General features: G+C 49.4%; 10 protein-coding genes. All 10 read right to left on the bottom strand.

Going from position 1 to position 23,848, the window contains the following annotated elements; genetic code table 11:
- Positions 1 to 260: 260 nt before the first annotated feature.
- The 10 genes from ACWHYD_RS03990 to ACWHYD_RS03945 all read right to left on the bottom strand — a co-directional run bounded on the left by ACWHYD_RS03990 (position 261) and on the right by ACWHYD_RS03945 (position 23,811).
- Positions 261 to 2,744, bottom strand: a complete 2,484-nt coding sequence (locus ACWHYD_RS03990) for a VIT domain-containing protein (protein WP_447964625.1) — start codon at positions 2,742 to 2,744, stop codon at positions 261 to 263.
- A 641-nt stretch (positions 2,745 to 3,385) separates the two neighbouring features.
- Positions 3,386 to 5,887 carry a sialidase family protein gene (locus tag ACWHYD_RS03985; RefSeq protein ID WP_447964624.1) on the bottom strand — a complete coding sequence of 834 codons (2,502 nt, stop codon included), beginning with the start codon at positions 5,885 to 5,887 and terminating at the stop codon, positions 3,386 to 3,388.
- Between the two features lie 379 nt (positions 5,888 to 6,266).
- The gene (locus ACWHYD_RS03980) at positions 6,267 to 9,386 is read right to left on the bottom strand and encodes a discoidin domain-containing protein (protein WP_447964623.1); all 3,120 of its coding nucleotides are present in this window, start codon (positions 9,384 to 9,386) and stop codon (positions 6,267 to 6,269) included.
- A complete protein-coding gene (locus ACWHYD_RS03975; protein ID WP_447964622.1) occupies positions 9,386 to 10,510 on the bottom strand; it encodes an ABC transporter ATP-binding protein in 1,125 nt (374 codons plus the stop codon). Before ACWHYD_RS03975 ends, ACWHYD_RS03980 begins: the two co-directional genes overlap by 1 nt.
- Positions 10,503 to 10,694, bottom strand: coding sequence for a family 1 glycosylhydrolase (locus tag ACWHYD_RS03970; protein ID WP_447964621.1), 192 nt, complete (start codon positions 10,692 to 10,694; stop codon positions 10,503 to 10,505). The genes ACWHYD_RS03975 and ACWHYD_RS03970 overlap by 8 nt, the downstream gene beginning before the upstream one ends.
- Before the next feature lie 258 nt (positions 10,695 to 10,952).
- Positions 10,953 to 12,071 (bottom strand): alpha/beta hydrolase, encoded by a 1,119-nt coding sequence (locus ACWHYD_RS03965; protein WP_447964620.1) that lies wholly within the window; start codon positions 12,069 to 12,071, stop codon positions 10,953 to 10,955.
- Positions 12,072 to 12,670: 599 nt separating this feature from the next.
- The gene (locus ACWHYD_RS03960) at positions 12,671 to 13,228 is read right to left on the bottom strand and encodes a cupin domain-containing protein (protein WP_447964619.1); all 558 of its coding nucleotides are present in this window, start codon (positions 13,226 to 13,228) and stop codon (positions 12,671 to 12,673) included.
- 15 nt (positions 13,229 to 13,243) lie between these two features.
- Positions 13,244 to 14,095, bottom strand: a complete 852-nt coding sequence (locus ACWHYD_RS03955; RefSeq protein WP_447964618.1) for a 5'-nucleotidase, lipoprotein e(P4) family — start codon at positions 14,093 to 14,095, stop codon at positions 13,244 to 13,246.
- A 331-nt stretch (positions 14,096 to 14,426) separates the two neighbouring features.
- Positions 14,427 to 15,583 (bottom strand): IS3 family transposase gene (locus ACWHYD_RS03950; RefSeq protein ID WP_447964617.1). Its coding sequence is split into 2 segments (ribosomal slippage): positions 14,427 to 15,331 and positions 15,331 to 15,583, totalling 1,158 coding nucleotides; the frame shifts between segments, so codons are not numbered across the junction.
- 77 nt (positions 15,584 to 15,660) lie between these two features.
- Positions 15,661 to 23,811, bottom strand: coding sequence for a SpvB/TcaC N-terminal domain-containing protein (locus ACWHYD_RS03945; RefSeq protein ID WP_447964616.1), 8,151 nt, complete (start codon positions 23,809 to 23,811; stop codon positions 15,661 to 15,663).
- Positions 23,812 to 23,848: the final 37 nt, after the last annotated feature.

Genomic DNA, 23,848 nt, shown 5'->3' with positions numbered 1-23,848 from the left:
GACATCAACCGCCTTTATTGAGTAGAAAAATGACGTAATGCCCACAATGAGAATGCGCTTTGATCCAAGCCGGTTGTGAAATTTTCAGGAAACTTTAAGAACATCGTCTTTCAGGCCTATCGCCTTTTGTGGCGGGCGTCCATTTTACTCACTCAGCAGGGTAGAAAAGATGGATTCCTGCTAAAGGCATCCAGGAATAACGCAAAAAAAAAGCGGCTCGGATGAAATACCCGAGCCGCCTGATTCTAACCACCTCGGTTTTACGTTCCTGCACGTTGCAACGTGATATACTGCACTACGGACAATTTTGAGAAGGCATCTAATTTTTCAACAGACAGCCTCCCGATCACAAGCGTGCCCGTCTTGGGCTGAGCTACCACTTCAAAGTCCAGTTCTTTCAACTTCTCCAAGGTCTCAGGATTGGTATCCGTCAACCAGACTTGAAGTAATATCTTCCCATCGGTGACATGTTGCGCCACATCCTGGGCTAACGTGAACTTTTTCTCCACATGTTCCACCAACGATTGGAGTGTGGAATCCATCTTGTCGGAGGAGTCCCTCCGACGAGAATCATCCCTTTCACGCTCAACACGATCCATCATAGCCGGTGGGCTGGAGGCCACGGATTCCCCGGCAACCTTTCCTCTCAGAAAAGATCGACTCATTGTCGCTGGCGATTGCATCAGGTGGTGCCGAAAAATTCCTGCCTGTTCGTCACCGCTTCCAAAAATGCCTTCGTAGCTCACCCCTTCCGGCAGTTCCACCGGCACTTCTACACGTCGTGGTTGTCCACCTTCCGTGATAATCAACTCTTCCACCGCGACAAATGAGGTGAACTGGGTCATCAGCCGAAAATCCAAGCCCAACTGCGTGATGGCTTCCCGTACATCCTTCCGGGGGTTTCCTTGCTGAACACCATCGAAGTCCTGCGCCATCAGCTCCGCAATTTTTGTTCGCGCCCACAAAGAAGCCAGGACATCATGCTCTGGAGCAAAACCGGGTAGATCGACGGGAATATTCCGCACCACTGAACGCCCTGCCACCTTGCCGCGCAACCGTATCGTGCCCTTGCCTGGTGTCGTATACCGACCGGTCAACACCAACGGTTTCGCGCTAAACAAATCAGGGAGTCGCTTTGGATAGACCTCCGCCACATCCAGCCCTTCCCAGTCCACGGACAGATCCGTGAGCAACGGATGTTGAACCCGTTCATGAAAGCGCCGGGCTGCTGCCGAGCCGTCATCATTCAAACCCACATATTCCACCTCTCCATGGCCTTTTTCGGCCATCCTGTCCAATAAAAACCGGTTGACGCTGCTACCAATCCCGAACGAAAAAATTCGGGCGTAAGGATGTTTCTGCACTTCGCCCAGAATGGCCATATCGTTGCCGATATACCCATCCGTCATGAAACACACGATACGAACATGTTCTTGCGAATCGGAGGGTTCTAGTGCCGCACGAATGGCCTTCATCATTTCCGTTCCACCCCCACCGGACCGTGAGACCAGAAACTTCTGGGCCTTCAGGATATTCGCCGGTGTTGCGGGAACCGGTTCGGGAAACAGAATATGGGTATCACCCGCAAACGTGATGAGATTAAACCTATCGCGGGGGTTCAATCCGTCGATGGCCAGGCGCATGGCTTCCTTTGCTTTTTCGATGGGAAAACCCGACATGGACCCGGAGGTATCCAACACGAAGACCAATTCCTTGGGTGTGACTTCATCAGTCTTTACCCGATCAGGTGGCTGGAGCAGCAATGTGAAAAAACCATTTTCCCCATTTCGGTGCGTCAGGACCGCATCGTGAATATCATTCCCCGCCACAGCATAGGTCAGGATAAAATCTTTATTGGGAATAGTCGCTTCCCGTTTGAGGTGGACTTCCGCCTGAGAAGCTTGTGAATTGCTCACATCAATATCATGGGTTGCAGATTGGACATGTTGAATCGAGACTCCGGCATCGATCTTGACGGACAACGACAGGTCATGTCCTGATCGCGTGCCCGGCTTCAACACAGGCGGCGTAATATGGGAGGCATCCGGGACCTGATCCGTGTCATAGGCCCAGCCCTCGCCGAGCGCTGGGACTTGGGCTATGGGTTTTCCCGGGATATAACGCGGCCCCACCACCATCGGAAACATCACCGAATAGACTCCATCGTCATAGGACAGCGTCTCTACGTAACTAATCGTCACCGTAATCTTCTCCCCCGGAAGAATATTCGCGACCGATTGTGTGAAAATATTCGGCCGTTCTTGATCCAAGAGCCCCGCCACTTGGCCTCGCCGTTTCGCTGCTTCATAAATAGCTCTCGCCTCTTCTCGCTTTTTAAGCGTCCCTTTCACCACCCGGTCTCCAACCGTAAGCGTCATCGCATCCACCGCCGCCGATTGTGGAAGGGGAAAGGTATAGACGGCTTCAATCTTGTCGGGATAAGGATTTTCGAATTGCTGGGTTAGCTGAGCCCGCGCCAGGGGGCCGCTGACCTGAATAGAAACATCCGTGTGTTTAAGGGGAAAGGCTTGGGTGAATTTTCCTTCCGGATCCAGCCCTATCAGGCTTCCGGATTGATCTCCATTGCCCCATCCATCATTGATATTTGCCTCAGCATAGGCTACCGGGACAGGAATGGTGACTCCTGCACCCAAAAAACCCGCTCCAGCAAAAGCCAGAAGCCCGGCCACTCCACTTCCCATCGCCAACGTCCACCATCGTTTTCTGTCAATTACCGCTTTCATGTGTTCCCTCCTTATTTTCAGCGACCCCATGCCGCTTCACAGGAGGGTATGGCAGGACTTTGAGAATCCTTTCAGAGAAATCCCTAAAAGAATAAAACAGAATAGAATAAAAAATGTTGAATAATAATATGCCGCCGGCATATCGGCCTACAGTCACGTGGCATCTTTGTGGGGCGGGCCGGAATTCTAGAAACGATAATAATCAGTGGAGACAAAACGATCAGGAGTGAAGGCGGTTGGCCTATTCAAACCGACTGCAATATGCAACCGTCCTGACATGCCCCCAACAACGCTCATCATTCTGAACAAATGAATTCTGATGGGGTCCATAAACGGGTGAGGATGACAAGCAGAGGCACGGAGCCTTCTAGAGCTTGGCCTGAAAGTAACGTCGAAGGGTTTGAGCTACAATTTCGGTATGATCCAACTTTCATCGGACAAATCGCGTGGAGAAAATATAAAAAATATAAATTTCCGCACCAGCTCCTTAAAGTTCCACCAACTGCCAACACACAAAATACATTCAGGTTGACTGGTCATAGGAAATGGCATCGCGTCATGGGCAAGGTCAATCTTCACCGATGCACACCGGTACCGAGGCACAAACAGCGGTGGAGGAAATATCTTGAAGCATCTGACTGCTATTGACCAGGATGTTCGGTCTGGCTGTGGATGACAAAATAGTCCAATTCCAATGCTCCGGTATTCGATTGCACTTCCAATTGTATCGTATGGGAACCGGCAGGAAGTGGATGTGATAATCGCATCTCTGGCGTCACCATATATTCACCGATGGCACCCTCATCAATCATTTCGATCTTCGACTGGATTCGGCCATCAACAGAGATATTGACTACATCACCAGCGCCTTTGCCCTTGGGATATCGCAAACGAATGCTCGGATTCGCAATCTCCTCGGTCAGGTTCAACACATAGGTCGCTTCCCCCATCCCTTGTACCGTTTGCCCCCCGGATGCCGTCTTGCGGGACGTTTTCTTCAAGGTCCCCGAGCGATAGTCCTCCGCCTGCCGGGTCACGAAATAGCCCGTTGGTTCCAGCACATCGATCTTGAAATCCGGGCAGGAGGTATTATGCCGCGAATAGGTAGGCCGGTCAAAACTCCAGGAATCTCCCGGGATAGTGGTCCATTCCTCATGCGTCGGATCGATCGTATACGTCTGCACGACACCGGACGATGATTCAGCTTGGATGCGGGAGATATCGCTATTATCATTGGCCACCCACATGGACCGCATCGTGACAAACGGCGCGGTGAGGGTATCGTACGTCACATCCGTCACCCGTACCGTCGTCTTGCCCGGTTCGGCCTGAAGCTGCAGCACCGCAGACGATCCGTTTTTATACCGCACCTTGATGGTCATCGTGTGGGGATCGATATCCAACTTTTCGATCGGAATGAACGGAAACAGGGGATCCTCTGCCGCCGGCCCAATGATCATCGACGATCCGAAACAGACCCGCTCCTCCCGTCCCACCGGGGGTTGCGTGATAATCCGTGCGTATCCATTGGCATAGAGCACAAATATTTGCGGGGGAGCATGATCATCGTCCGTTCGTTTGAGGAACTGGATGAAATCGTGGTCCGGCTCCGATGCCCCTCCCACGATATTAACAGCCATACCCGATTCATAGGGCCACCCGGATACATCCATCACTCGAACCGCCACATCGCCGTCATTGTAAATGTCCTTACCGTCGAGATCGGCAATGTCCACAAAACCCGAAGTCACTAAACTCGCATACTGACCGGCGGAACCTGATGCGATGACCTGAGGATTGTCCCACTGCGGTGCGGTCGTTTTCGTTTTCGCCAGAAATTTCAAACTCTGCTTGTCGGCATCGTAATAGGCAATATTCGGATTCCCTCTTGCCGTAACCCCAATCGAGGCATACCGGCCGACATCCCCCGCCGCATCAAGAACGATCCCCACCGGCCATTGTGCCGAGGGAGATTCTTTATGAAGGTATTTTAGATCCTTATTCGTGGCATCATAATAGGCCACATGCAAAGCCCCATCCGGACCAAACGCCGTCGACGAATACTGACCGACATCTCCCGCCGCATCTAACACCAGCGGGGTCGACCACCCCTGTTTATCCTGATAGATATATTTTAAATTCCCGTTGCTCGCATCGTAATACGTAACATGCGGATAATGACCTTCATATGCTCCGTTCATTTTCTCCGTCCAACCCTCATAATACACGCTCATTGAGGCGTAGGTTCCAACATCCCCGACGGCATCCAGGACCACGGGGGCCGTCCATCCATGCGTATCATCGTTGGTGACGTATTTCAAATCCTTCTTGTCCGCATCGTAGTACACCACATGCAGGTGGCCCGATGGACTGATCGCCATGGCGGCATGCTGCCCGACATTGCCGGTGGCATCCAGGATTGTCGGGGGTGCCCATCCGCCCACCGCATCCGGATTGCTCTTGTAGGTATATTTTAAATCCCCGTGATCCGCATCGTAATACACCACATGATGCCGCCTATCCCGGCTAATGCGTAGCGAGACAAACTGCCCCACATCGCCGGTGGAATCGACAATCTCAGGCTCCCGCCACTTCCCATTTTCATCCCGGACAATGTACATGAGATTTTGTTTGAACGCGTCATAATACGCCATGGCCGGTGGCGAGCCTAAGCCTACCCAATAGCGATCTGTCGGCGGATACGCCAGGGACACATATTGACCCACTTCCGCATTCACCGCGTCCGGGGTTTCAATCGGATACCAATAGAAGCCAGGCGACTGCCAGACAAATTTCAGCTTTTGTTGCGCCGCATCGTAGTAGGCGATTTGCGCCGTCGGCCTCATGTCCCACGCCTGTTCACAGTTCGTCAGATCCCCAATACAGAGATCCTTCTGACCACGTTTGAGTGGATAGTAGGTAGGAAAGGTCGCGGTGATTTGATAGTCGGACACATAGCCGCCATAGACCGGAATATTCACATTGTCTTCTTCCGCGCACTGCGACGGAAAACTCATATTCTTGGCGTGCCGCCCAATGGTCTCACCCGCAACATTGGGGCTTTGCAAGCCCACCACCATCACACACAGCATCACGATGATCGCCAGATTCTTTGTCTTCCCTATACGCCAACCCATACCCATCAAGCGATCTCCTTACGTTTCAGTAGATTGGTGAATTGTCATGTTGCCCGGGTTTCGACAGACGGGTGCATTGCTTACCCGAGGTTGTTGATATGCAGCGTGCCTGTGAGTCAATATGCCCATCGAAGTTAGGATTATTCAACACTCCCCATAGGCATGCGGCGGCACGGTTCTTCCAAAATTTATGACACGTCCAGGAACATGAACCCCGGTAGCGGGTGAACGACAACCGACAAAGGAGGGTCCTGAAAAAGGAGATCCTAAGCCATGGCAAAGACTCCGCAAAAAATCAGGTGAATACCTTCATGACAGGGGCATAGGCTACAGTCATTCATCCCACCCCTGACCCTTACTCTTTACTCCTTATCAAACCGGCCATTTACCATTTGGCCACCAACTTGAATTTATTGCCTGACAACCAGATACCGTGATCATCAATGCGGTAGTTGTCATCGCCCTCAACGGTCACCTGCTCAGGCTTACCCTCTTTATGGATTGGCCAGCGAACATAAATCTTCCTGGCGATGTCTTTTTGCATATCCACATCCAGACTCAGCTTCTGATCGTTGTCGTCCCACTTTGCCTGCATCATCAGGTTTCCGAAATGTGTGGGAAAATTCGAAAGAGTAATCCCATTGCCCACCAGCCATTCACGTGGCGTCCCAAACAGCAGGTTCAAGGTTTTACTGTTGTCCTCCTCCATCACGATGAGTCCACGAACAGAATTGACATATCCCGCTCCGACCCACGTATGTGGCATATCACCAATATACACACCCTTCCGACTGTCGGAGAGGACGACCTCGGCAAACTCATTCCAATTGGCCGGACGCCTGCCCTTAAAGAGAATTTCATGCAAGTGGAAAGCTTCCTTGCGATACCCAAGAGTTGCGAGAGCCAGAATATTGCGCACCTCGTATGGCGTATACGAATAGGGGAGAGAACTGGCATCCCGTTTTTTCACCATTTGATAATATTCCCGGAATGTCCTGTCCAGGATATCGGCAGGCAGAACCTGCCAGGCTTCAGTGGGAAACATGGCAATGGCAATGGAGGTCGGATCAGGAGTGCCTTTGTCCGCATCCACAGGGATATAGTCGAGAGACTTCCAGGCAATGGTCTTTTCAATGGACTCCCTGACACTTGTACTGAAATTTTTCGCCTCCTCCTTCGCCCAGTCGGCTAAAAATTTCCGGCCCAGAATCTCCGCCATTTCAATACCGTCCGCCCAACCGCGTATAGCCCAAAAATCATCCCAATAACTGTGCATCGGGGTAATGAAACCTTCATGGCTGATGGACGGGGGGAGAATGCCTTTCAGACGTTCACCGGCCTCAAGATGTTCATAATGTTTCGGATCAAGCGTACGCTCCCGCAAGATGACCATGTACTTCATCGCCCGGTGAACAGCTTCAAAATGCTTTTCCAGAAAATCCCTGTCACCCGTAAAGCGATAATACTCCATGATCGCATAGATGAATTGCCCCTGACTGTCCCATTCGATATTTCTGCCCCAGCCGTCATACACCTCACCGCTGGTGAAGAGAATGGGAGGCACGAGGCCATCAGGTTCCACACGTTCGGCATACCAGTTCAGAAAACCCCTGACTTCCTCGAAAAAACCAAGTCGCATGAGGGTGGAGGAAATAATAGCGCCATCCCGCATCCAGGTCCGGTTATAGCTGCGGGCACCGGGCTGAATGACCACGCCATCATTGTTCAACAGGATATAGGCTACCTGCGACTTCACCGTATTCACGACCGATTCCGCCGCAAGCGAAAATCCCACACGGTCAAGCTTGTCGGTCCAGAAAGTCACATACTCCTCGCGCAACTTTCCGAAGTCAGCGGCCGTTTTCATATGTTCAAGAGTGTCATGCAGGGGGGCCGCAAGCACCACCTCCTTGGTTTCGCCGGGTTTCAAATCAAACGCATACGTCCAGGCTGCCGAGAGGAGACCGGTTCTGGTCTCGTCACCAATAGAGATGGTATCGCCTGGCTTATCTGCCCTTGCGTCCAGGACGACCCTGCCTCGCAGAGCGTTCCCAATATCTCCGTGAGCATATTGCGGGGCGAGGAAACTGTCGGCAGGCGAGAGGGAGAGGTAGCTGTCCTTGCCGTTGATAATCACCGGTTTCCCGGTTTCGTGCTTGTACCGGATCGAATTAATCGGCGACAGTCCGCCATGTTGCCACTCGGGATTAATCTGGGCTGGCCTGACCGTGACGATGATTTCCCCCTTCCGTTCAGTATCGGAGCGATTTTCAAGGGTATGTCGCACATAGGTGATGCTGGCATCGACAGGGCCGCTCGTAATAGCCTCGGATCTGAAATGAAGTCCGTTTCCCGTCTCCCATTGCACGATGGGAACCGGGAGGTACCCGTCCTGCAAATGTTGGGTTATTTTTTTAGCTCCGGCAGCCGAATACAGATTTTCACCCTCTCGAATAAAGGGCATCAGCATGGGAGCATCGGCCTGGAATTCCAGATTGCCATACTCATCAAACAGACTTTCCTCGGTATCGACTGGAAGACCAACCAGGGTCCAGTAGGTCTGATATCCCCTGAGATGGGGGGGATAATCCCCGAAGGGAGCCCTTCGGGCATCAAATTGATACTGTATAAAAGGGGTGAAGGCTTCCTTGGGACCACGCAAAGAAATATCCCCAACCCCGAAACCGCCCCCGGCTTTAATTGGATCAGCCAGCACAAGCCTGATATAGCGGACCTCGGTGACATGATGCGGCACAAAAGTGGATTGCCCCTGTGAACCCTCGGAAACAGAGATGGAGGAGACTTGATTCCATGCCTTCCCATCCAGGGAAATCGCCATGTCCACCGAACCGGCATAGAGCTCGCCCCAGTCAATGCGCAACCCGGTAATACTTCTAGACTTGCGCAGGTCCAAGAGCAATTCAGCCCGGTCGACCGCGTCGCTTTTCCAGACGGTATCCTTGCGACCATCCATCATGACCCTGACATCACCCCCGCCTCCGGCAACCACGGATATATCTACAAGGTCATCCATCCCCTTAATATCAAATTCCCAGAGAGAATTCCCCCAAGCGGTTGCTCTCTCCCTGGTATCCAGCCGGACATATCTCCCGGAAATGGGTTGGATATAAATATCATCCATCTGCCCGTCACTGTCGTTATTTTCATAGACCGTCGTCCATACCTTGGCATCGGTCGAAATCAGAAGGTTATATTTGCTCGAAAATCCGTTCTCCCAATGCAGGGTAAAGCCTGTGATCTCCACGACCTCTCCAAGATCAATGAGAGCCCATTCCTCATCCTTAGCCTGACTGGACCAGCGGGTCGCCATGTCACCATCTGCCAAATACCCCGGAAGGAATTCATCGCTCTGAATCGAAGAAGCAGTCACCCGCCAGGTGTTCTTTGGCGGTATATTCGATGTTGCCAGCGCCGCTCTCAGGGGCAATACCAGCAGGACCAGAATAGACACACACGTCAACAGACTTCTTTTGAAAAACGTCATCAGTGATCTCCCTGACTTGTCGTGAGGTTTCCGGAAGGTTTTTGCCGAAGTTCCCTACCGTCTTTTCCGAAAAGATGGCATTGGTCTGCCGCAATACACACCGTCAGCCTATCTCCCTTCGCAAAACTAAAATCGCCGGATGCGCGGAATATCAGCTGGTCCTCGGCATCCGGCGTGTCCAGATAGACATAGGAATGGCTGCCGAGTGGCTCCACCAGCTTGATCTGCGTCTCGATGAGGTTGTGATCACCCCCCGGCGTCAGATGCTCCGGACGAATGCCCAGCGTGACCGGAGTATCAGGGGGTAATGCTCCGGCAACGCCATTCACCTGAATCATCGCTCCGCTTTCAAGTCGGACCGTGGTGATATCCGGGCGGCTTTCTACCACGAACCCGGACAGAAAATTCATGGCAGGCGATCCGATAAAGCCTGCCACAAAGCGGTTAACAGGATACTTATACAATTCATGCGGGGAACCCGTCTGTTCAATACATCCTTCCCTGAGCACCACGATGCGATCCGCCAATGTCATGGCCTCGACCTGGTCATGCGTGACATAGATCATGGTGGTTTCAAGCGTCTCGTGCAGTCGGGCAATCTCATGACGCATCTTCACACGAAGGGATGCATCCAGATTGGAAAGCGGTTCATCAAAGAGGAAGATTCTCGGACGCCTGACGATCGCCCGGCCAATAGCCGTGCGCTGACGCTGTCCACCTGAAAGTTCTTTCGGTTTCCGCTCAAGCAGCGCCGTCAGACCGAGCGTTTCGGCAGCCGCGCGCACCGCCTGGTCGATTTCTTCCGGAGACGCTCCGGCAATTTTCATCCCGAAGCTCATATTGGCATAGACGGTCATATGCGGATACAGCGCATAGGACTGGAACACCATTGCAATACCGCGCTCGGAAGGCGGAAGCCTCGAGACATCGATCTCACCGATCTTTATGGTTCCTTTATCGATCTCCTCAAGCCCCGCGACGGTACGCAACAGGGTTGACTTGCCGCAACCCGAAGGGCCGACAATCACCGTAAACTCCCCATCGGCAACATCAAGGTCAATGCCCGACAACACGGCGGTCTTGCCAAAACTCTTGTGAATATTTCGTAGGGACAGACTAGCCATGACGCAGATGCAAAGAAACCGGAAGAAAGGGTTCGTCCAGAATTCCTCCATTGGACTCGATAATTTTCGAATAATACCTGGCGGTATCCTTCGGCGTTCGTTCGAGCGTCTCAAAATCGACATGCACAATGCCGAATCGCTTGGCATAACCAAGTATATCAAGCAAATTCCATCTTATTTTCATATCAAACTTATTAGGTTGCCATCGCTTGGGTCTTAAGGCAATTGGTAAGGATCGGGTATACCCTGACAATTAGAAGAAAGGTTCTTAAATTGAAAGAGCCAGGTGATTTGGAGGGAAAGAGTAACCAAAATTCGTCAAGAAAAACCAGCGATCAAACATCATATCAATTTATCAATTCAGCGGAAACGCGATGGGTTAATATCTACAACCATTCGGAGTGTTGGGGGGGTTCAACAATAGCAAGGGGGAGACTTCAATTTACGGGCAAAACTCCCAGTAAATACCTTTCTTAATTTTCCGCGACTGTAGGCCGAACCTTTCACTTGGCGGCTTTCCCTCCCTCAAAAGATAAAATAAATCGGATAGCACTGATTTGTTATGACCATAATAGCTGTGCCCCACAAAGCTTGTATCTACCCGAGTAGCATCTATCGAATCAAGGGAAGGGATTACAAGCATGGATCTTCCCGCATCACCCGCCCTACGAAAACCATGGAACTGTTTTGAAACTTTCAAGGCCTTATCATTAGAGGATGCATAGAGCGTCAGGCGTTTTCCGGCCTCTCCCACTTGTTGTGCGATGTTCATAAATACTCCCGAATCAATATCGGGCGCAGTGAGAACGATTTGATTAATTTTTTGTACAAGTTTTCTCTGGAAACCTTCTAAGACGAGTTCTCGGAGGGAATCCGTCAGTGCTCTATTGCCCATGCTATGCGCAATGAGGTGAATGGTTTTAGCATTGCTTTTGGAGATAATATCTGTGAGAAATGCTTTGAGATGCGGGACTGTCCATATAATATTACTTTCGTCATGCGGATAACTTCGCAAGGTCCCTTTAGATGGCCAACTATACAGTATCGGGGCTCCGTCAAACCCTAAGTCATAGGCCAACTGTGCAGTCCTACGTGCAGCTTCATCGAATTTCACACAGTAGCCGTGAATAAAAATAAGTGCCTCCCGATTTAATGACTTTTTTAAACGACCGCTTACGTCGGAGAAGAATTTATCAATTGGTTGGCTAGAAACAGATCGCAAAACGACATGTTTTGAAGGATTTTCTCTAAGTTCAAATCGAAAAATCGAAGGCCTTTCAAGTTGGCCGAGCCGATGATCACGGGGAATGCTCACCTCACAGCTTCCATAAGCCAGTTCCCCTCGTTCTGATCCATATTCCTGATTAACAGAACTTTTTTTGGAAGGATGACGGTCGGTGCAGTAAAAAATCTTGACAACTCCATATGATGGTTTCGCTTTAACATTGGTTACAACTACTGTCTCCTTTCTGAAACATCTACGATATCTCGCTGCCCACCCCCCGCCTCCACCGCCTTTCTTTTTTCTCATTCCTGGAGCAGGTTTTTTCGGTAACCTCACACCCGCTTTTCTTTTTAAAATCACCTTCGTTTTAAGTCCAGGAACCGTCGCCTCAAGCTGTTGAAGTTTAATTCTGCTCTCTTTTTTTTTACCTCTCCGGAAGAACGACCTGTTTGGATACCGTCCTTAGCTCTGGCAGTATACAATTTATAAGCCATTTCAAAACTTATGAAAGCCTCTCGATCTCTTTTGAGCGCTTTTAGTGCCTCGGCACGGAATGCATGCGCATCGGCATTTCGCCGATCGAGGCCTATAACTTTTGTATATCCCCTTTTCCGTAAAGGTGAATGTCTTTCAGCAAGAGCTCTTCAATGCGCTGAACCTTTAGGGATCGTTGCATAATGTCACCTCATGGTAGCCATTGCGTGGTTTTTCTATTTTGATCCATTCATAAAGGCAATAGTCTCAGCTGGCTTAGAGGATTTTTTGGTTAAGAGTTTTGGTTATCTACTCTGTATAACGATGAAGCCGGAACCACCAGTCGCCAAAAAATCCTAACTTTTTTTCGCCTAAAGAAGGCACGGTTAACTTCGCTAATCGAAAATGCTTATCATAATTTGGCGGTCTTCTATATAATTGAGTGGCAGTGGCAAATTGAGTTAACGACGAGAGAGACGTTTGTAGGCGTTCTTTCGATCGACCTCAGAAAATTTCGGCTTGGTCACAGCATCTGGCTTCCATTTCATCGCCGCCAATTGTTCCCACGTTTCATCCAAGATAATGGCATCATCATAGATAATTTTCTTTCCTTCCATAAGAAATAAATACTCTGGTCCAGTAATGTATAAGACCTTACATGGACCTTTTTGGGGATTGGTCAGCTGCAGAAAGGTTTTCGGAGGAGTCAAAATGGCCTGTTCTTTATCAACTGTTAATTCATAAGGAGGAGAAGTGAAAAGGAGGGTATCCTTAGATGTTTCTTTCATCCGAACAACTAGCCTCCCATCCGTCACTAACGTCACTTGAGTCAGGAACGGGTGAAAATGAACCTTGGAAGGTTTTCCATATTCTATCTCCCCGGCTGCGATGCTGAAGCCGTCAAACAAATCAAAGGGTAATCCGCTCTGATTATCTTTGGGATTGAGAAATGGGAAAATCTTAGTGCCATCTGTTTCCTCCGGGGGAATAAAATTCGTTTTTTTAAAGATTCGATTCATAAGTTAGCCTCCTTCTTAAAATCCCTTGACACGTTCAATCTTTTTTTGCAGGACTTGCTGATCACGCAGTGATTTGTCGTACAGGGAGGTTTCCCAAGAACCATATAGAGGATTAGGCAAGAGAAACCACGAGTCGCCCCATCGCTTTTTATGTTTCTGCGCGAGCTGACGGCGAGTGGCGGGATCACTTTTGGCCCCAGACACGAAGTCTCCTAAATCATCTCCAATGAGGAGAAGTATTCGGTAGTCTTTTGCTAGTTCAGATCGGCGAGTGGTTTTATCACTCGGCCAATTATGCGGAGGTTCGTTTTTCGTTAGGACAGTATCTGTGGTGGTGGTAAGAGGAAATCCCAGATTTTGAAGATTTTTCCGTGTTGCAAGTTCAACATCATATTCTCTATTCGTCACATAGAGAACCGTCACCCCTTTCCGATGTGCATACCGAAGAAAGTCTACTGCACCTGGAATTGGGGCAGCTGCACCTTGTTTCGCCCATTCGGTCCAAATGCCATGGTCATATCCACTTCGTTCCTTAATCAATCGTCCACTAAAGGGAGAATTATCGAAAATGGTTTCGTCAATATCCACGACGATCGCTGGTGGTAACGACTGATAGTTACCGGCCTGTTCGAGTGCGGACAGGGAAGTATCAGCCAAAGAACGATCAAGTGCCAATTTTGCCTGGACATAAAGAGTTTGGGCCATGACTTCGTATTCCGCCGAGGTTTGGATCCACAAAACCCCATTCAGACGTTCATGTGAATCGCGGACCATCACCCCTGCACCAGAAGGAGCAGTCGAACAGCCGCCAACAAAATAGAGGCAGCTTAATAGAAGAAAAAAGCGTAAAACGTTTTGTTGAAGCATGAGTGTCACCTCTAGAAACGTTAATTTAAATTCCCAACTCCCTACCCTAAAATTTTCACCATAGCCGAACCGTCAATGACTTCTCCTATCAACAAGAGCAAGAAAGAAAAAGTGCCATAGCCTGGGATTTTATTTTCCAGCAATCACTAGAAGAACTTTAATCGCAAGGTAGAAATAGGAATTCCCTAAACATAATTTTCGGGAGTCGATCAGTTTTTACGCCTGACCATAAGAAACAAACAAGAAAAGTCTCCACCCAAAAGTTCAACAAAATTGTGTACACCCTGATTTAGTTTTCGACCCTTGGTTTTCCCCCAATTTCGTGGACGGGTTAGTTAAGAGTTTCTGAAATTTGTTCGGCATAGACCCCCGGCGCTAATCCTTTGGAGTAGGAATGCCGACGCTGACGATTATAAAACTGTTCAATATAATTAAAGATATCGGTTCGCGCTTCCGCCCGAGTCCGATAGTCCCGCCGGTAGACTCGTTCTCGTTTCAGTAACCCGAAGAAACTCTCCGCGACGGCATTGTCATAACAATTGCCCACGCCACTCATACTACTCACGATGCCATGTGTTTTCAGGAACCCTTGAAACTCCTGGGCCGTATATTGTGTTCCTCGATCGGAGTGCAGAATCACGGCTTCTGAAGTCGTTCGTTGCCATACCGCCATGAGGACGGCTTGAAGGACGACCTCACGGCCTAGCTGGGGTTGCATGGACCAGCCAATGACCTGTCGGGTAAACAAATCGAGCACGACGGCCAGATACAACCAGCCCTCTGCGGTGCGGATATAGGTGATGTCCGTCACCCATTTGGTATTAGGCATTGCTGCTCCAAAGTCTCGGGCCAATTGATTCGTCACCTCTTGAGGACGTGTGCCAGATCGACCCCGCCGCCAGCGTTTTCTCGATGGAATCCCCTGAAGCCCTTCCTGCTTCATGAGTCGAGCCACACGATGTTTGCCACAGCTATACCCCCGCCCGTGTAATTCCTGCCAGAGTTTAGGGCTCCCATAGACTCCGTCACTTTCTGCATGGATACGTTGAATCTCCTGGATCAGCTGGACATTCTCCCGCGCCCGGCGACTCAGGGGCCGATGCTGGCTGGCATAGTACCCACTGGGGGAGACTTCGAGCAGCCGACACATCATTCGGATCGGAAAGACCTTGCCCCAACGTGCCATCATGGCATACCTTGCGGCGTATCCCTGGCAAAGAAGACCGCCGCGTCTTTTAAAAAATCCCGTTCTCGCTTCACACGAGCCAACTCCCGTTTGAGCCGAGCCACTTCTTCATCCCGTGGAACACCTTGTCCTCGAAACGCCTTCGCCCCATCCCGTTCCTGCTCTCGGCACCACCGACTTAACACATTCGTATGAAGCCCTAAGTCCTTCGCGACTTGCCTGATGGACAGATCGGCCCCTCGCGCCATCTGCACCGCCTCCCGTTTAAATTCTTTGGAAAATCTCCTCCGCTGTTGTGCCATGACACACCTCCTGGCCTATTGTGGCTCTTTTTAGATGTGTCCGCAAAATCAGGGGAAGATCACCTATTAATCTTTTTTCAATCCACAATACGTGCTCCGTTCAGATAATACGTATTGCCCAAAAGTCTCATTGATAATGCCTCTATTTCTGCTTTTCTTTGTTGCTCGGACAAACTAGATTGAGCTCTGTCTTCTTGAGGAGTAGCTATATCACCTTCGTACATTGCTACCAAAGCATCTGTTATCCTGGACCGAAGCAACATTGTGTCCTCGTTTGCATTTAAACTCCCCCCACTAAGGGGATTAAGATCAAACAATGCATTGCTAATGGCTTCACCTGCCCCATGTGCATACGCGTCACTTGTAAAAGATATAATGGAAAGGGCAACTGCTGCTGGGCCTAGGTATTTCTTTGATGCATTCCCAATCTTACCTAACCTCTGACCCAACTTAAGACTCCGAGGTGTGTTTCGTGGAGCATTTGGTACACGTTTAGGAAAAACATCTTGAACATCAAGTTCTGTAGATGATTGTAGAACCAGTTCGGCTGCCACTTCGGGATCCACGCCTGCACCAACATACTTTCCATAAGACTTAATATCTTCAAAATAAGGCGAGGGTACTGCAGATCGACCGGAAGCTGATGGAGATGGACCCGTAGAAGAAAGTGTGGCTTTCCCACCTTCTGGCTTCCAATCTTTTAGATCCTCTCCCCATGCAGCTTGGTTAAATTTTCGTTCATATTTTTGCCCGATTTTATCCATATCTGGAGTTAATCCCCCTTCACGGGTACTAACAGCCAAACCTTCTTTAAAATTTGGAGATGTTTTTCTTTTCGCCCCCGGGGCATCAGTTCCTGAAGCAACTTGATGCACATGATCACCCTTAACTTCCTTATAAGTTCCTACAACCAAACTCTCATCTGCACTACTAGATTGCTTCCCTCTATGATCTATGTGATTTAATGGATTTGCTTGAGTGAAAAGATACAAATTATTAGAATCTTCTGGTCCAATTGGATCTGGATTAACCCACCTTCCCATCCACGGCACATAATACCGTGCTCCATAGTAATACAAACCCGTCTCATCATCGCGCTCTTTGCCACTATAGCGATACCGTTTGAGGTCAAATGCAAATTCTTTGTCACGATCCTTTTCTGCAAGATAGGCCGTTCCGCCATACGGGAAGTATTCTTCGTAGGAGATCCAGCCCGCATCATTCGTGGCATCAACCTCCCCCCCACTCGACCCTAAATGATTATTGAGTTGGTAGCGGATTCGCTCTGAAGACATCTTTGTCGGATTCGCATGATCTTGTTTCCGTTCAATCAGGACCACGCGACTTTGATCATCCATCACATGAACGGTGTGGCGGATGATATCTGGATGGCCGCATTGTTTTTTCGTGTAGACTTCAAACTCTCCCAGATACACCCGTTCTTCTATACATCCTCTTTTTTTGAGGAATTTCCTGACGCGCTGTCCAGCAGTATCGTATTGATAGTAAGCTTGGTCTGGACAGTGTTCTGATGCGTTTAGTTCAACGTTAATGAGCTGATTCTTATAGTCCCACTGAAGTCTCTGCAAATGAGGCAACCTCGTGACATTGCCATTGGGATCATGTGCCTCTAATAAATCTAAAACAGCATGTTTGTCACATTCCGCGTTACTCGAGGCCAAGCGATTGCTATTCGTATCGTATTGCTGGGTGCGAACCCATTTTTTGCCAGTCGTAACATTTGCGTGTTCGATCTTTTTGATATTCCCAGACTGATCATATTCATAGGCTTCTTTATAGTTTCCCAAGGCTTGACCGTTCGACACGGGTTGATCGGTTAGTGGGATGTGCTCTGTGTGCTTGGAGCATGACTGTTGATTGTGGCAAGCGGTCATTCCCTCATGCTCTCTGCCAGTCGCTTGGATCAACCGATATGTGGGATCGTAGATATAGGTGCTCTGGGGCTCAATGAGAGTATTATGATTAAAGACATCTTGATGGGCATCATCATGGATCGTGACAATATTACCAACTGGATCATAGATATAGTGGAGATGTTGCAAACGTTTTTTCCCATTTGCATTAACACCACGGTTTGTCGTATGGGTAATCAAGCGAAAGGTCTTGGGGTCATATTCATATTTCGTTTCCACCTCATTGCCATAGGCAATGGAGTCCCGTTGGCCTTTTTCGTTGTATGTGACCTGTTGGACAAAGGTCTCTTGGCTTTCTGTCGGAACAACCTTTAACGACTGCAACAGATTCCGTTTATTATAGGCTGGGGTTTTGGTTGTTTTTCCATCAGGTTCCTGGCGTTCGACCACACGATTGAGGGCATCGAATTTCGTTGTCAATCGATACGCGTTGCGCTTTTGTGAGGGAGGCCCTGGCTCATTCTCTAATTTGGCTGTTGCATCAAAGGCGGACAAATCCAGTGGGATGAAAATATCGGCGACGGATTCCCAACGGACCTGTGTAATCGGATCAGCGAGAAGGATGCGCTCGGTGGTGTTGAGATTGCCTTTAAAGTCGTAGCCGACATTTTGCACGAGCCCTGCCCCGTCATACCCTTGCCACAATTGGCCTTTGAGATTAGCTGATTCTGGATTATTCCCCGTAGACTTCAACGCTTGTGGGCTCTCCCCATAGAATCTGACTTCCGCCAGATATTGTTCACTTGCGTTTGTGCCAGGAAGTGCGCGTTTGACGTGCGTCTGGGTTGGCCGTCGCACAGCATCATAATGGATCACGACTTCGTTTTCGTTGGCGTCTTTGGACCATATTGCATTCCCAGCGACATCCGGCAACAATACTTTCGTGCCCGCGTCCACACTCTCCACCTTTAACTTCCTCCCGGTCATATCCACAATATGCTTAAAGGCTTCGATGCCGCGGGGATCTCGAATTTTCAGATCATTCCCTTGGATATCGAATGTGGTGTACGTCTGGAAGAATTCGTTATTCTCTGATTCTGGTTTTCTCCCATTGTCTGCAACCGTTAGAAAGGCTCGGCCAAAGGTGTCCAAATGCGTGATTGTGGGGGTGGCAGCGTGGTCTTCTGTCTGTCGCGCCGCACAGTGTTCAGCATTTCTGATCTTCGCATTAGAGCAGTGCTCCTTGGCTAAGGATTCATCTATCCTGGAATGATACCAGGTCGGCGAAGAGAGCGTGGCATCCAACTTGGCTAACCATGTTCCAATGTGTGGATCTTGTGCGGGATCGTATTGTTTGGGTTTTCCGCTCGTTCCAGTGCTAGAGGCCTCCAACTCCTTCATTTTCTCTTTGCTCAGACCACAAAGGAGGGTGTCATTGGCATCCCAGGTTTCCTGCCGCCAAGGATCGAAGACCACTTTCTCGTAGGTATGGTTGGGATGCAGAGTGGCGATTACCCGTTCTAGCGGATCGTAGAGGAGCGTGGAGCTGACGCCATGCGTTCTGGCATACGTATATGTGTGGTTTTTATCAAAGAATGGTTCATACTGTTGGATGGGTTTGCCTTTATTATTAAAGATAGTCCAACCACTAGCTAGCCATCGTTGCTCAACAATCGAAGCATTCGCATCGGTCAGATCCAATGGGCCAGGCTCTACGTTGGCTTTGGTTTGGATTTCTCGCCCGAAGCCATCTGAATAGGTGAAACTGAGTTGTATAGGCAGATCGTTTTCGTCCGAACAGGTTGTTGCCGGTGGGTCCGAAGCATGGCGCTCCCGAGATATGGTGGCCACGACCGCCGGTTGTACCTCTGTTATCGCTCCATTGTCGTCATCTGGGATGGTTCGCTTTGGCCGCCAAAGATCATAGATGAGTCTGGTGCTCGCCTTTTTTAACCATTCACAGGCCAGCTTGTTCGGATTGTCTGACTCAACCCATTCCTCCAATTCCTTTTGCGTAATATACGGTGAAAATTCGTCTAACGAATCTCCTTCACTTGGGTTTGGACCTTTGCCCATGACTGCTGTGCCCACGACCAAACCGAGTGGATCGAATTTCACTTTTGATTGGTTGCCATTGGGATCGGTGATACTCTCTGGTTGCAGCACAACATAATCATTCTCTGCCATGATCAAATTTTGGACGGGATCGGTGGTCGATTTGACTAATAACCAGAAGGGTTGGGATTGACCAGACGCGATCGTTCCCTTGGCAGCCTCATCATAGGTCAGCGTGGTTTGTTTGCTGAAGGGATCTTGGGTCCTGATTGGTTGGTAAAACTTTCCTGAATCAAATGCTTGTCGCCCAGATGGAATCCACCAATACGGAATTCTTGCTCCATTCTGAGATGGTAATTCCACATACCCTCCGAGTGTTTTCACAGACTCAAGGTTGAGGCTGTTGCCATACATCCCTAGAAAATCTGTTTTCGGATACACGGCTTGATAGGTTTCAAAAGGGAGGGCAAGAGATTCGATGGTCCCTAGCCCCAGACGTCCTTCATCTTCAAGGATTTCCGCTCGATCGTCTTTTTTGAAATAGATTTGTGACCAATCGATGAGACGAAGTGTGGGCTGATTAGGCAGTGTACGATCTGTCATATCTTTTGTATAAGGTTTAAACGTCAGCTCGTTTCGTATTTCCCCCTTGTCATTTCTGATTAGGTGGGAAATTGCCCATTCGGAAAAGGGTTTTCGGAACATCTCGTGACAGGTATCACCAATTTGGTTGGTGAGCCCCTTGGCATAACAGGTCCAATCCCAGATAATTTTGTGGATTTCGAAGGTTTGGGTCTCATAAAACACCCCAACAAACCATGGGTCGGTCAGGACTCGCTTTCTCACCTCGGCCCACTCTGAGTCAGTTTGGGGTGCTTGCAGGTTGGGTGGAACGTCAGGGGGATTAATCACCTGTTTTCGAGTCAAGGTTCCTAAGAACCGGGATTGCTCATGATAGTCCTGGAGTGCAGGGTCCCGCTCAAAGAGTCCTTGATTTATTTTTCCATTTCCCTTCAATTCCGGGCGGCGGGGGTACACCCATGAGGCGGCGTGGGTCACATTTCCATAGTCATCTAAATATAAGGACACATCATGGGCGATGCGTGGATCCAACGGATTACGCTCATAATGGTAAGTGAGGGTTTCTTTTTTGAAGGGAAAGAAGACTCCATCCTGAAGACGTCGGTCGTCAAGTGGTTTGGGATGCAGTTTTCGAATTTGATAGCGACTTTCGGTGACAGTATAGGGATGTTCTTCCTTATCCGTCCCATCGAGCGCATAAACCTCCGTGCGCAAGACTGAGCCTCGTAAAGCCCGATAGGCCATATGCAAACCTGATACATTTAATCCCCCGCTAGATTCTAAAGCTGTTCCATCCAGATGAAACGCCCAGGGGTCTTTGTTGTAATACTCTTCCCTGTAATATTCCAAGAGGTGTTCGGCGTTAAAGGTGTTTCCCAAGGGGGTCGTGATGTCGTCTTCATAGAAAACCCCGGTATGAAACCACGTTTTAGTGAGAATGGGCGGAACGTGAAAGGCTTTGTTGACGTTCGCTAATTCTGGGGGATGCTCTTGAAGGGTCGAACCGGAAAAGTCATCAAAGATTTCGGAATCTTGTTGGTCAACCCGGCCAAATCCGCGAAACTCGCGTTCACGTCCATCGTAGTAGCCGTGATGGTAGCGATACGTTGTGACCAATTTTGATTGGCCGATGTGATCGATGACTTCAACTTTTTTGAGCACTTTGACTGGGAAAGGCAACGTGGTGATCCAGGGGCGATTGTCCTGCAGATCTCTGAGATACTCTTGGGTAGACGTCGAGTATTCGGCCCGTGTGGTCGCTCCGAGATTATTGGTCATCTCTTTCAAGACGTACGGTTTGATTCCCCCGGTGAGATCGAGATACCAGTAGTTACTCCGCCCCAGGCCTCGATAATCGGTGCTATAGAGAATGCCACTGGTGCCTGTGCCGAACATATCGGCTATTTCTAGAGAGTCCAAATCGGTCACCTGTGGAGTCCCATGAATCACTTGTTCTTCACTCCACGCATTGCCGGATTGGTTGAGCCAGAACTTCACCTGGCCGGATTCCACATAGACCATATCTGCCGGCCCGCTCCCATCAATGTCCCCAAAGAGTAGTCGACGCGGATCGAAGTTTGCTCCGAAATGTGGGGTGTTCTGCATAGTGACACGAGGCCCAAAGTTTCCGTACCCAAGATTCGGCCAATAGTCGATTCGGCCTGAATGAATGAGGGCAATATCTGTGAGTCCATCCCCGGAAAGATCGACTAGCCTCACACGGGGATCGCTAAAGAATACGTGTGGAAATTCTTCGAGGTCATACTTTCGTGACTTGATGACAAAATTTCCAAAGCCTTCTTCGCCTAGGCAGGGAAACCACGTAAAGTGTCGATCATCGCTTCTCAGGATGTCGGCTTTGCCATCCCCGGTGAGATCGACCAATTTGACGTTGGGGTCGCTCAAAGAAAAGCTGGGTTGTCTTTTATAGAAATGTGCCTTTTTCCATCCGCCTTGATGAGTGGCCTCATAGAAGTGCCAATGCGAACCTCGGTGCACGAGTAAATCCGCTCTGCCATCCCCTGCCATATCGCCAAAGCCAACACCCTCTTGATCGAGGGTTATTCCGGCGGGTTGATCTTTGAGCGGGCGACGCATATCGAATTGGCCATTGCCTAAGTTACGCCACACGGAATAGTTATTGGGGAAGGTTTGGATAACATCTGGAAGTCCCGTTCCAAAGATATCCACCAGAGCAAAGTTGTGATCGGCTAAGCTCCGGGGAGGCAGATCTCCACCGACGGCTTCAAAGGGTTGAAACTTCTGGTTGTTCGGTTTGAATGACGTGTACTCAAATTCGACGGGTGGAAATGACCCAATGCGATACCGTTTGCTTTTCACCCCTGGCTGCCCAAGGGAGAGTTCTTCTGATTCATACCACTGGGTATCGTCCTGTAAGTCGAGTACATCGTCTCCACGATATCCCCGTTGAGTAACTGATTTTAAACAGGAAACTCTTGTGTGTTGGTCTTCTTGATATTGAAAGTCAGTCGATTTAACCAAGACCGGTCCTGTTACATCAGGAATGGCATTGTGAAACATTAGGACACGCTGGCAACGACGGTATGTACGAATTTCAAAGCCCGCACGATAGGACGAAAAGGGGTCAGGACGATAGGCCCACGATTGGCTAATTTCATAGGGGTGAAACGAATCTTCCTTCGGTTTCTTAGGATTATTTGGATCGGGGTCAGGAATAACGACCTGATTCCGATTCTCATCAACTTTCCCGTGTTCCCCATAGTCGAAAACCACCTCAAAAAAATGTTCTTGGAAATTCTTATGAGGTTCCTTGGCCTTCAATTCAATGTCGAATAATTTGGCATCAACCGTTTCTCGATCATGTTTCTGCAAGGGAGCAAGGTTCCCATAACGAATACGCTTGAGATAGACCTGCCACACTCGGGGATTCTCTCCCCTACTAGCTTGATTCTTTTGACGATGCTCTTCATAAGGAACATTGGACAGGTCCGTGGCCGTATCATCCAGATACTCATAATGAATATAGTTGCCTTTGGCATCGTAAGTGATTTGGAGAAACCACTGAAAAATGCGTTCAGAATAATCGGGATGGCGAAGCTGAGCCTGCGGTGTACGCCCATACAGATTTGTAATGTTGTCTTTCGTCGTGATCCGCCAGAAGTCATCACTAAGCCCAGCTGTTTGTGTAGCCGTCGTGCGTTGCCAATATTGAATACGGGCAAACAAACCCTCCACACGCGGACGATAGGTGGTGATACGAAAGCCTAGAGATTCAGGCTCTACAGGCGGGTAATTTTTATGCAGAACCAAATCTTCTGCTCCGGAAAGCAAAAAAGTATCCTTCCCCTGATACTGTGGAATCCCTTTTTCGGTTTTGAGACTAACCTGTGGTACGGAAAGCGCCCAGCCTAACCCAAACGGACCATTGCCCTGACCTGAGCTATATTGAAGGGAAAGTTCAGGACCAAAACCCGCACGGCCAGGCGACGTGGCGATAGGAACCGTGAAATTAGCTGTTCCAGTAAACGGGTTGGGAGAAAACGTTTCACCAATGCCTTTGATCGCCCCACCACCTTTTGGCAACGACAACACACTCCCCGCACTCTGTTTTCCGCCCCCACCCGTAGCTTGAGCCTGGCTCTCCGACGGCGTATCCCCTAGCCCAACTCCCAACGCCGCCCCAGCCGCCACCGTACCGGCCGTCTTCAACAACTCCCGTCGAGTCAATTGGGACATAGGATCTTCTTTAAAAGTTTGAGAATGCGTAATTCAA

The sequence above is a fragment of the Nitrospira sp. Ecomares 2.1 genome (genome assembly GCF_965152585.1).
The sequence above is the reverse complement of the archived record's forward strand: the minus strand, read 5'-3'. Positions and strand labels throughout refer to the sequence as shown.